Genomic DNA, 555 nt, shown 5'->3' with positions numbered 1-555 from the left:
GTCTTCGTCGTTAAACACACCAGACTTCACTAAAGCAATGGTTGTATCACCTTGACATAAGGTAATCACCGTGGCATCGTCTGTTGTTGCGGTTGTACCAGACACATCGGTTACGGTAGCATCTGTTAATACATTCTGACCGTTAACTGTTGCTTGGTTTGTTACTTGTCCAGCATCGATATCGTCTTGCGTCACGGCATAGTCTGCAGTGTAGGTCCATGTTTCGGTAGGATCTAATTCGTTATCACCATCAGTATCACCAGAAACAAAAACAATGGCAACGACTGGGTTAGGTGCTTCCAGTAATGGATCGGTAAGCACGATGTTATCAATAGACACGTTACCTGTATTGGTTACAGTGAAGGTATAGGTAATCGTTTCATCTACATTAGTACAGTTGTCTTGGTCTTCGTCGTTAAAGATTCCAGACTTGACAAGTGCAATAGTTGTATCACCTTGACATAAGGTAATCACCGTCGCATCGTCTGTTGTAGCAGTAGTACCAGACACATCGGTTACGGTAGCATCTGTTAATACATTCTGACCGTTAACGGT

The 555-nt window shown here is 43.1% G+C and carries 1 protein-coding gene; it reads right to left on the bottom strand.

The genetic code is table 11. The annotated features are described in order from the left end of the window. A partial coding sequence (locus ACVC43_RS00250) for a DUF7507 domain-containing protein (RefSeq protein WP_452222566.1) occupies positions 1 to 555 on the bottom strand: 555 nt, incomplete at both ends.

It is taken from the genome of Lacinutrix chionoecetis (assembly GCF_053604665.1).
Note: the sequence above shows the minus strand (reverse complement) of the source record. Positions and strands in the feature narration are given on the sequence as shown.